Source organism: Bradyrhizobium sp. 199 (assembly GCF_023073355.1).
GTDB lineage: Bacteria > Pseudomonadota > Alphaproteobacteria > Rhizobiales > Xanthobacteraceae > Bradyrhizobium.
The window spans coordinates 154,478-165,000 of the sequence record NZ_JADPJI010000009.1; the positions used below are offsets into that span (position 1 = coordinate 154,478).

A 10,523-nucleotide genomic window follows, 5' to 3' on the forward strand; every position below is an offset into this window, starting at 1 on the left:
AATCAACAATTTCAGGGAGAGACCGATATGGCCGAGGCTTACATCGTCGCCGCTGCGCGCACCGCGGGCGGGCGCAAGGGGGGCCGCCTCGCCGGCTGGCATCCGGCTGATCTCGCCGCAAAGGTGCTGGACGAGCTGGTCGATCGCACCAAGGTCGATCCTGCCCAGGTCGAGGACGTGATCATGGGCTGCGTGATGCAGGTCGGCGAACAGTCCAACAACGTCGCGCGCAACGCGATCATGGCCTCGAAGCTGCCGGAGAGCGTGCCGGGCACGTCGATCGACCGCCAGTGCGGCTCCTCGCAGCAGGCGCTTCACTTCGCAGCTCAAGCCGTGATGTCGGGCACCATGGACGTCGTAATCGCCGCCGGCGTGGAATCGATGACGCGCGTGCCGATGGGCCTGTCGTCGCAGCTCCCGGCCAAGAACGGCTTTGGCAATTACAAGAGCCCGGGCATCGAGGCAAAGTATCCGAACATCGTGTTCAGCCAGTTCACTGGTGCTGAGATGATGGCCGAGCGATACGGTCTCTCCAAGGATGAGCTCGACGAGTACTCCTACAACAGCCATCAGCGGGCGATCGCGGCGACGCAAGCCGGTCACTTCAAGACGGAGATCGTGCCGCTCGAGATCACCCGCGCCGACGGCTCCAAGGATACCCACCACATCGACGAAGGCATCCGCTTCGATGCCACGCTCGAAGGCATCAAGGGCGTCAAGCTGATCGCCGAGAACGGCAAGCTCTCCGCCGCCAGCGCCAGCCAGATCTGCGACGGCGCCTCCGGCGTCATGGTGGTGAACGAGCGCGGCCTGAAGCAGCTCGGCGTCAAGCCGCTGGCGCGCATCCACCATATGACCATGATGGGTGGCGATCCCGTCATCATGCTGGATGCACCGCTGCACGCAACCAAGCGCGCGCTGGAGAAAACCGGCATGAAGATCGGTGACATCGACCTGTTCGAGGTCAACGAGGCCTTCGCCTCGGTGCCGACCGCATGGCTGAAGACCACCGGCGCCGATCCGGAGCGCCTCAACGTCAACGGCGGCGCGATCGCGCTCGGCCACCCTCTCGGCGGCTCCGGCACCAAGCTGATGACGACGCTGGTCCACGCCCTCCACCAGCGCGGCAAGCGCTATGGCCTGCAGACCATGTGCGAAGGCGGCGGTATGGCGAATGTGACGATCGTGGAGCGGCTGTAGGAAAACAAAAGCGAGTAGTGAGTGGCGAGCAGCGAATGGTGATTGGGCGAAGAGCGGCTCCGTTCTTCCCTACTCGCAATTCGCTGTTCGCCATTCGCGTTTGAGGAAAACGCCATGACCCACCCCTCCATCCACGCCCGCGCCACGCCCGACAAGATCGCCTATCAGATGGCCGGCACCGGCAAGGCGATCACCTATCGCGAGCTCGACGAGCTTTCGAACCAGGGCGCGCATCTGTTTCGCTCGCTCGGGCTGAAGGCCGGCGACCATATCGCGCTGTTGATGGAGAACCGCCTTGCCTTCATGGAGCTCTGCTGGGCAGCGCAGCGAAGCGGGCTCTATTACACCGCGATCAGCCGCTATCTGAAGCAGGACGAGATCGACTACATCGTCGCCGATTGCGGCGCCAAGATCGTGATTACCACGCCGAAATGCGCCGACCAGATCAAGGGCCTGATCAAGGGCGTCGCCGGCGAGCCGATCTTCTACATGATGGACGAGCCGCTGCCCGGCTTCCGCTCCTACGACAAGGAGGCCGCCGCGCAGCCGACGACGCCGATTGCGGGCGAGGTCGCCGGCTACGACATGCTGTATTCGTCCGGCACCACCGGGCGGCCCAAGGGCGTCAAGAAGGCCTTCGAGGGTAAAGCGATCGACGAGCCGAACCCGCTTCTGCGGGTGCTCTGTGCCGACATGTGCGGCATGAACGCCGAGAGCATTTATCTATCACCGGCGCCCCTCTATCACGCCGCTCCCTTGCGCTTCAACATGATGGCAATCGTGCTCGGCGGCACCTCGATCATCATGGAGCGCTTTGACGCCGAAGAGTTCCTGAAGCTCGTCGAGAAGCACAGGGTCACGCAGTCGCAGCTGGTGCCGACCATGTTCGTGCGCATGCTGAAACTGCCGGACGACGTTCGCACCAAATACAACGTCTCCACGCTCAAGGGCGCGATCCACGCCGCCGCTCCGTGCCCGGTCGACATCAAGGCCAAAATGATCGATTGGTGGGGGCCGATCCTGATCGAGTATTACGCCGGCTCGGAGGGCAACGGCGTCACTGTCTGCAGTTCGCCGCAATGGCTGGAACACCGCGGCAGCGTTGGGCGCGCCGTGATCGGCAAGATCAAGATTCTCGACGAGAACGATGAGGAGCAGCCGCTAGGCGAGATCGGCACGGTCTACTTTGCCGATGCGCCTGCTTTCACCTATCACAACGATCCCGAGAAGACGAAGAAGGCCTACAACGCCAAGGGCTGGTCGACGCTCGGCGACGTCGGCTATCTCGACAAGGATGGCTTCCTCTATCTCACCGACCGCAAGGCCTACATGATCATCTCCGGCGGCGTGAACATCTACCCGCAGGAGACCGAGGACGTGCTGATCACACACCCCGACGTCGCCGATGTCGCCGTGTTCGGCGTGCCGAACGAGGAAATGGGCGAAGAGGTGAAGGCAGTGGTGCAGCCGCACGACATGAGCCGCGCCGGCAAGGCGCTCGAGGCCGATTTGATTGGCTACTGCAAGGTCCGCCTCTCCGCGATCAAGTGCCCGCGCTCGATCGATTTCGAGCCCGAGCTGCCGCGCACGCCAACCGGCAAGCTGGTGAAGCGCCACCTGCGCGACCGGTACTGGCCGAAGACGACGGCCCAGATTTAAAGGAGTGGTCTCGTGTCCCGGACGCGGTGCAGCGCGCAGCGATGCACCGCAGAGCCGGGACCCATCGCTGAGATGCTGGGCCCCGGCTCTGCGGTGCAGCACTTCGTGCCGCACGGCGTCCGGGGCACGATCAACATCACTCAATCAAACAGGCTCGGCGTGTGGTTCACCAGCGCGCCTTCGATCTCGAGCATCTTCAGCTTCGTCACCACGCCGCCATTCGCCGAAAATCCGCCGGGCTTGTTGCCGGCCGCGAGCACGCGATGGCAGGGCACCACGATTGGACACGGGTTGCGGCCGAGCGCCTGGCCGACGTCGCGCGACAGCTGGACGCCGCCGAGTTGCTTGGCGATATCGCCATAGGTGATGGTCCTGCCGGGCGGGATCGCGCGGGCGATCTCGTAGACGCCGCGGTTGAAGTCGGGCACGCCGTCGAGATCGAGCGGAATGTCGGTGAGGTCGTCGGGCTCGCCCGCCAGCAGCTTGGCGATGCGGTCGATCGCCTCTCGCACTTCGGTGGTCGGCTCGGCTTCGGTCGCCTCGGCATGGCGTTGACTGATGCGGGTGCGGATCTTCTGCTCGCCGCCCATCGGCAATTGCGTGCCGTTGATGCCGCGCGGGCCCCAGGCAATGGCGCAGAGGCCGATCCTGGTGTCGAACAGGGCAAAATGCTGGTCGGTCATGGCGCGGTTCCTGGCTTGCGTCCTTCGCATGCCCATAGTGTGATCTCGGCTTAAATCTAGGCTTGGAAATAGTTGCGATCCACCCGCTTTCCGGGAATCGTGCACAGGAGTTCCGCCCGCCTCGCGAGTCCCGATGCAAAGCCTTCACGTCAACGGTTACGAAATGCCCTATCTCGACGTCGGCGAGGACAGGGACCGCCCGCCGCTGGTCTGCGTGCACGGCTCGCTCAATGACTTCCGTGTCTGGAGCTGTGTGCTCGGGCCGCTGACCCAGCGGCACCGGGTGATCGCTGTCAGCCTGCGGCACTTCTTCCCCGAACGCTGGAACGGCCTCAGTGCCACCTATTCGATCGCGCAGCATGTCGAGGACGTCATCGCCTTCATTGAGAAGCTGGACCTCGGTCCCGTCGACCTGATGGGCCATTCCCGCGGTGGACATATCTGTTTCCGCGTGGCGCAAGCCCGCCCCGATTTGTTGCGGCGGCTGATCTTGGCCGAGCCCGGCGGTGAGCTCGATGCGAGCCTCGATCCGGATTACGTTGGCGGCCCCTCGCCGCTGCTGGCGCGCTTCACGGCTTCCGCCGAGAAGATCGCGGCCGGCGATGTCGACGGCGGCCTCGCTGTCTTCGTCGACACGCTGGAGGGCGCCGGCACTTGGCCGCGGTTGCCGGCGATGGTGAAACAGAATCTGCGCGACAATGCCATGACGCTGATCGGCCAGGTCCGCGACAACCGCCCGCCGTTCTCGAAGGCGGATGCGGAGTCCATCAAGATGCCGACGCTGTTCATCCTGGGCGCCCGGACCAAGGGGCTGCTGCCGAAGGTGCTGCATGCGCTCGCCGCGCATGTGCCCTATTCCAAGACGGCGGTCATCGCGAACGCGACACATCCGATGTTCGAGCAGGCGCCGCAGAAGTTCTCCGAAGTGGTCCTGGATTTTCTCGCGAGCTGATCATGCAGACATTCCGCATCAACAGTTACGACATGGCCTATCTCGAAGTCGGAAGCGGCCCGCCGCTGGTCTGCGTGCACGGCACGCTGGGGGATTTCCGCACCTGGTACTCCCTGCTCGGCCCGCTGTCGAAAACGCACCGTGTCATCTCCGTCAGCCTGCGGCACTTCTTTCCCGAGCATTGGGATGCCGTCGGCGACGACTACAAGATGGCGCAGCACGTCGCGGACATGATTGCTTTCATCGAGCAGGTGAGGCCCGCACCCGTCGACCTGATAGGCCATTCGCGCGGCGGCCACATCGCATTCCGCGTCGCCCAGGCACGGCCTGATCTGCTGCGAAAGCTGGTGCTGGCCGAGCCGGGTGGCGATCTCGATGAGAGCCTGCCGGTGCCCGAAGGCACGCCCGTGCACCCGCCGCTGGCTGCGCGCACGGCGCGATCGGTCGAGATGATCCGCGCCGGGGATATCGAGGGCGCGCTGCAGAACTTCTACGAGGGAATCGAAGGCGACGGCTCCTGGCGGCGCGTGCCAGCGGCCGCGAAGCAGCAGCTCCGCGACAACGCGCTAACCTTCCTCGGCCAGATCAACGAGCAGCGCAGGCCCTATACGCTCGCGGACGCACGGGCGATCAGGACGCCGACGCTGCTGATCGGCGGCGGCGCCACAACCGGCAGCCTGTCCGTGATGTGGCGCGTGCTCGCCGAGCACATCGCCGGGGCGAAGACGGCTGTGATTCCCAATGCCGGACACTGGATGTTCGAGCAGGCACCGCTGGAGTTCTGCGAGGTGGTGGACGCGTTTTTGGCGGAGTAAGCGGCCTCACGCCTCTTTTTCCTCGAAAACAACCCCATGCACAGTAGCCGACCTTAGCAATATCAATGGCTTAGGTGGTCGCAAAAGCGAGTGGACGGCATGCCGGCGCGCTTGACAGCCTTCCCGCCGCCCCGTATTTTCGAATACGGAATTCCGTATTCTTTCATAGCTCGCGGAGCTGCCGGCGTGATCCCTCTCGACCCGCTCCCGAACCTGATCGACCAGGTCTATGCCCGGATCCTGGAGGCGATCTCCGACCGCACGCTGCGGCCCGGTCAGCGCATCCGGCAGAACGAGCTGGCCGACACGCTCGGCGTATCGCGACAGCCTGTCTCGCATGCGCTGCATCTGCTGCACCGCCAAGGCCTGGTTGCCGAGAGCGGCAAGCGCGGCTTTGAAGTCACCCAGCTCGACCCCTCACGCATCCGCCAGCTCTACGAGGTGCGCGGCGCGATCGATGCGCTCGCGGCGCGGCTTGCCGCGGAGCGCGCGGGATACGACGCGGCCGGCCGCGCGCACTTGGAAGCGGCGCTCGCCGCCGGCAGCCGCATCGACCGCACGACGACGCTCGCCGAGCTGATCGTGCTCGACGTCGATTTTCACCGCGCGATCTATCAGCTCGCCGGCAACCCCGTGATCGAGGAGACGATCGCGCCGCAATGGCCGCATATGCGCCGCTCGATGGCGACGGTGCTGTCGGAGCTCGACTATCGCGGCAGCGCCTGGGCTGAACATGCCGACATCGCCGGACATATCCTCGCGGGCGATGCGACGGCGGCCGAACGTGCGGCGTTGGCGCACGCGCAAACAGCAGGACGGATGACCGAGGAGAGATTGAGGGCGACGGAAGAGGCGGCGGCGTAGGCATTCACGCCCGGACGACAACGAAGAAACAACAACAGGAGGACGACCCATGAGACTGTCTCAGGAGCAATTGGAGTTCTTCCACCGCGAGGGCTGGCTGTTCCTGCCCGAGCTGTTCAGACAGGAGGAGGTCGATCTGCTGGCGCGGGAGGCGATCGGCATCTACGACGCCAACCGGCCGGAAGTCTGGCGCGAAAAGAGCGGCGCGCCGCGCACCGCCTTTGCCGCGCATCTCTACAACGAGGCGTTCAGAATCCTCGGCGCCCATCCACGCATGATCGACCCGGTCGAGCATCTGTTCGGTGAACCGGTCTACATGCACCAGTTCAAGATCAACGCGAAATCGGCCTTCACCGGCGATGTCTGGCAGTGGCACCAGGATTACGGCACCTGGAAGCGGGACGACGGCATGCCGGAGCCGCGGGCGATGAACATCGCGATCTTCCTCGACGAGGTGATGCCGATCAACGGCCCCTTGATGCTGGTGCCGCGCAGCCAGAATGCCGGCGATCTCGAAGCCTCGCACGACCTCGCCACCACATCCTATCCGCTATGGACGCTGGACGAGGCCACCGTGACGCGGCTGGTCGAGCAGGGCGGCATCGTGGCGCCCACCGGCAAGCCCGGCGGCATGCTGATGTTCCACGGCAACCTTGTGCACGGCTCGGCCGGCAACATCACGCCCTACCCGCGCAAGATCGTGTACCTGACGCTGAACGCGGTTTCGAACTCCATCCGAAACCCGACGCGGCCGGAGTACATCGCCCATCGCGACTTCGCGCCGATCAAGACGGTGGACGACGACGCGCTGGTGCGGCTCGCCCGTGCGCCACGGCAGGCGGCGGAGTAATAGGTCTCGTGCCCCGGAGGCAGCGCAGCACGTCGGTGATGCGCTGCTGAGCCGGGGCCCCCCCCCCACGGAATTCCCTCACTTTTGGGTCCCGGCTCTGCGGAGAGGCACTTCGCGCCGCACCGCGTCTGGGACACGGTCATGATCTGGTAGCAACATGAACCTCTTCCGCCTCCTCCAGGCCCGTGCTTCCGCCCGCAAGCCCGTCCGTGTCGCGCTGATCGGCGCGGGTAAGTTCGGTTCGATGTTTCTGGCGCAGGTGCCGCACACGCCGGGGCTGGAGGTGCCAATCATCGTCGACATCGACGGCGACCGCGCGCGCGAGGCGTGCCGCACCGTGGGCTGGAGCGCCGAGCGGATCGCCGCGACCGCCTTCACCGATGACGGCGTGCGCGCCATCGCCGGCGGCGCGATGGAGGTGGTGGTAGAGGCGACCGGCAATCCCGCCGTGGGAATCAAGCATGCACGCGCCGCGATCGCGGCGGGCAAGCATATCGTGATGGTGAATGTCGAAGCCGACGTGCTGGCAGGTCCGCTGCTCGCCGAGGAAGCGCGCAAAGCAGGCGTGGTCTATTCGCTCGCCTATGGCGACCAGCCGGCGCTCACCGCGGAAATGGTCGACTGGGGTCGCGCCACCGGCTTCCGCGTCGTCGCCGCCGGAAAAGGCACCAAATATCTGCCGGCCTATCACGACGTGACACCGGACGGCGTCTGGCAGCATTACGGTCTGACCGCGGGCGAAGCGCAGTCGGCCGGCATGAATCCGCAGATGTTCAACTCGTTTCTCGACGGCACCAAATCGGCGATCGAGATGGCTGCGATCGCCAACGCCTGCGCCCTCGACGTGCCCGCGGACGGTCTGCTGTTTCCGCCCTGCGGCGTCGACGATCTGCCGCATATCATGCGGCCGCGCAGCAAGGGTGGCGTGCTGGAGCGGTCGGGCGTGGTCGAAGTCGTCTCCTCGCTCGAGCGCGACGGACGGCCGGTGTTCCGCGATCTGCGCTGGGGCGTGTATGTCGTGCTGGAGGCGCCGAACGACTACGCCGCCGACTGCTTCAGGCAATACGGCCTCAAGACCGATGCCAGCGGACGCTTCGCCGCAATGTACAAGCCCTATCACCTGATCGGGCTCGAGCTGAACATCTCGGTCCTGTCGGCGGCGCTGCGGGGCGAGCCGACCGGCCAGGCCAGCGGCTTCCGCGGCGACGTCGCGGCGGTGGCCAAGCGCAATCTGCGCGCTGGCGAGATGCTCGACGGCGAAGGCGGTTACACGGTGTGGGGCAGGCTGGTGCCGGCGGCCGCGAGCCTGAAGGCCGGCGCGCTGCCGATCGGCCTCGCACACCACGTCAAGCTGAAGCATGACGTCGCGCACGGCGCGGTGGTGGGCTGGAGCGATGTCGAGTTCGATGCCGGCAATGAGACGGTGAAGACGCGCAAGGCCATGGAGGCCGCGTTCGCAGCGCAGCATTGATCGGCGCCGTCATAGCCCAACCAAAGTGCGCTTGATTTGCGATCCCCCTTTGGTCATCCTGCCCCCGATCCGGAAACACAGAATTTCGGACGCAAAAAAAGTCGGCCCACCGGCGAAGACAAAGCGACGGCAAGATCGCGATCCCTCGTCGAGGATTCGACAATATAGGGAGGGAAATGCATGGAACGTCGTAAATTCCTGACGGCAGGCGGGCTGGGCCTCGCCGCAAGCGCCGTTGCCGCACCTGCCATCGCGCAGTCGATGCCCGAGGTGAAATGGCGGCTTGCCGCGAGCTGGCCGAAATCGCTCGACACGCTCTATGGCGGCTGTGAATATTTCTGCAAGCGCGTTGCCGAGATCACCGACAATCGTTTCCAGATCCAGCCGTTTGCTGCCGGAGAGCTCGTCCCCGGCCTGCAAGTGCTCGACGCCGTCGCGAACGGCACCGTCGAGATGGGCAATACTGCGCTCTATTACTATTGGGGCAAGAACCCGGCATTCACCTTCGGCACGTCGCTGCCGTTCGGCCTCAACACGCGCCAGCATATTTCCTGGCTGTTGTGGAACGGTGGTCAGGACATGATCAACGATCTCCTCAAGGAGTACAATGTCGTCAGCGTTCCCACGGGTTCGACCGGTGCCCAGATGGGCGGCTGGTTCCGCAAGGAGATCAAGACCGTCGACGATCTCAAGGGCCTGAAATTCCGCGTCGGCGGTTTTGCCGGCACCATCATCTCGAAGCTCGGCGGCGTGCCGCAGCAGATCGCGGCCGGCGACATCTATCCCGCGCTGGAGAAGGGCACGATCGACGCGGCCGAATGGGTCGGCCCGTATGACGACGAGAAGCTCGGCTTCGTGAAAGTCGCGAAGTACTATTACTATCCGGGCTGGTGGGAAGGCACCGGCCAGGGCCACAACCTCATGAATCTCGACAAGTGGAACGCGCTGCCGAAACACTATCAGGCGGCAGTCTCGGCGGCCTCACTCGATACCTTCACCTGGGTCACCGGTAAGTACGACTCGGTTAATCCACCCGCGCTCAAGCGGCTGCTCGCTGCCGGCGCGATCCTCAAGCCCTTCCCCCAGGAGGTGCTCGAAAGCTGCTATGTGGCGGCAGGTGAGATCTACGCGGATCTGGCCAAGAGCAACCCGCATTTCCGCAAGATGTATGCGAGCCTCACGGCTTATCGCAGCGACTCGCTCGCCTGGATGCAGGTCGCCGAGCTCAGTTTCGACAGCTTCATGATGCGGATGCGGACGCGGACGTAGCTGCCCCTCCGGACGAGACACAAACGACAAGCCCCGGAGACATCTCCGGGGCTTTTTGTCGAGCCGGTCCGCCCGCCTTCGCAGCCTTCGTAAGGTTGGCAAAGCGAAGCGTGCCCACGCGTTTGTCTCAGCTGAGGGGACGCTGGCACGGCGCGGCTCGCGCGCCACCTTACCGCTCCGAATGCGCGGCGCGAGCAACGCGCCGCAAACATCCTCAGTTCTCGTCATCCCCGAGCGCGGCGACAAGCTTGTCGTAGTACTTGCCGACGAGATCGATATTGCCCTTGTTCTCGACCGCGGGCGCCGGCGTCTTCAGCGCTTCGTTGAGCTCGTCGATCGCCTCTTTCTTGTCCTTGGCCGGCATCTTCTTGTCGGCCTGCACTTGCGCGATCTGCGCCTTGATCACGGCCTCCACACCGACATATTTCTTGGTGGCAGGGTCGAAGCCGCCGATCACGAGGCTGATGTTGTCGACGACGTTGTTGTAGTCGTCATAGCCGGCAAAGCCGTGCTTCTTGGCGACGTCATCGAGCTGCGCAATAACCTTCTGGTCGGGCGCGGTGTTTTCGGGGAGTTTTTCCGTGATCGCGTCCATGTCCTTTTGCGCGGCAAGCACGCCCTCGAGCTGCTTGTCGCTCAGCGCGATCTGCTTGAGCGCTGGCGCCGGCTGCTGCGCGGGCGCGGTCTGCTGAGCGGGGGCTGCCTGGCTCGGGGCCGGTTGCTGCTTAGCTTGGGCGAACGCCACACCGGAAGAAGCGAA

Annotated in this window: 10 protein-coding genes (1 of these 10 cut by a window edge); 8 read left to right on the top strand and 2 right to left on the bottom strand. The window is 64.7% G+C overall.

The genetic code is table 11. The features are described 5' to 3' along the window. The first annotated feature begins 27 nt into the window (after positions 1-27). Entirely contained in the window at positions 28-1,200 is a 1,173-nt protein-coding gene (locus IVB28_RS27440) for an acetyl-CoA C-acetyltransferase (protein WP_247530372.1), read from the top strand. A gap of 114 nt (positions 1,201-1,314) precedes the next feature. After that, positions 1,315-2,859 carry an acyl-CoA synthetase gene (locus tag IVB28_RS27445; protein WP_247530374.1) on the top strand — a complete coding sequence of 515 codons (1,545 nt, stop codon included), beginning with the start codon at positions 1,315-1,317 and terminating at the stop codon, positions 2,857-2,859. A gap of 140 nt (positions 2,860-2,999) precedes the next feature. On the opposite strand, the gene IVB28_RS27450 is transcribed toward IVB28_RS27445, so the two are convergent. Further along, a complete protein-coding gene (locus IVB28_RS27450; RefSeq protein ID WP_247530376.1) occupies positions 3,000-3,542 on the bottom strand; it encodes a methylated-DNA--[protein]-cysteine S-methyltransferase in 543 nt (180 codons plus the stop codon). A gap of 133 nt (positions 3,543-3,675) precedes the next feature. Between IVB28_RS27450 and IVB28_RS27455 the strand changes: the two genes are divergently transcribed. The 6 genes from IVB28_RS27455 (at position 3,676) to dctP (ending at position 9,763) form a co-directional block, all read left to right on the top strand. Continuing rightward, positions 3,676-4,494, top strand: a complete 819-nt coding sequence (locus tag IVB28_RS27455) for an alpha/beta hydrolase (protein WP_247530378.1) — start codon at positions 3,676-3,678, stop codon at positions 4,492-4,494. 2 nt (positions 4,495-4,496) lie between these two features. Next, positions 4,497-5,309 carry an alpha/beta hydrolase gene (locus tag IVB28_RS27460; protein ID WP_247530380.1) on the top strand — a complete coding sequence of 271 codons (813 nt, stop codon included), beginning with the start codon at positions 4,497-4,499 and terminating at the stop codon, positions 5,307-5,309. A gap of 186 nt (positions 5,310-5,495) precedes the next feature. Continuing rightward, positions 5,496-6,173, top strand: a complete 678-nt coding sequence (locus tag IVB28_RS27465; protein ID WP_247530382.1) for a GntR family transcriptional regulator — start codon at positions 5,496-5,498, stop codon at positions 6,171-6,173. 49 nt (positions 6,174-6,222) lie between these two features. Continuing rightward, positions 6,223-7,023: a phytanoyl-CoA dioxygenase family protein gene (locus IVB28_RS27470; RefSeq protein ID WP_247530383.1), complete on the top strand. Its 801-nt coding sequence runs from the start codon at positions 6,223-6,225 to the stop codon at positions 7,021-7,023. Positions 7,024-7,180: 157 nt separating this feature from the next. Further along, positions 7,181-8,494 (top strand): Gfo/Idh/MocA family oxidoreductase, encoded by a 1,314-nt coding sequence (locus IVB28_RS27475; protein WP_247530385.1) that lies wholly within the window; start codon positions 7,181-7,183, stop codon positions 8,492-8,494. Positions 8,495-8,674: 180 nt separating this feature from the next. After that, positions 8,675-9,763: a TRAP transporter substrate-binding protein DctP gene (dctP, locus tag IVB28_RS27480; RefSeq protein ID WP_247530387.1), complete on the top strand. Its 1,089-nt coding sequence runs from the start codon at positions 8,675-8,677 to the stop codon at positions 9,761-9,763. 214 nt (positions 9,764-9,977) lie between these two features. On the opposite strand, the gene IVB28_RS27485 is transcribed toward dctP, so the two are convergent. Next, a protein-coding gene (locus IVB28_RS27485; protein ID WP_247530389.1) for a hypothetical protein crosses the window boundary here: on the bottom strand, positions 9,978-10,523 show its 3' portion. It continues 66 nt past the right edge of the window; only the last 546 of its 612 coding nucleotides appear in the window; the start codon falls outside the window, past its right edge — the gene reads right to left on this strand; its stop codon occupies positions 9,978-9,980.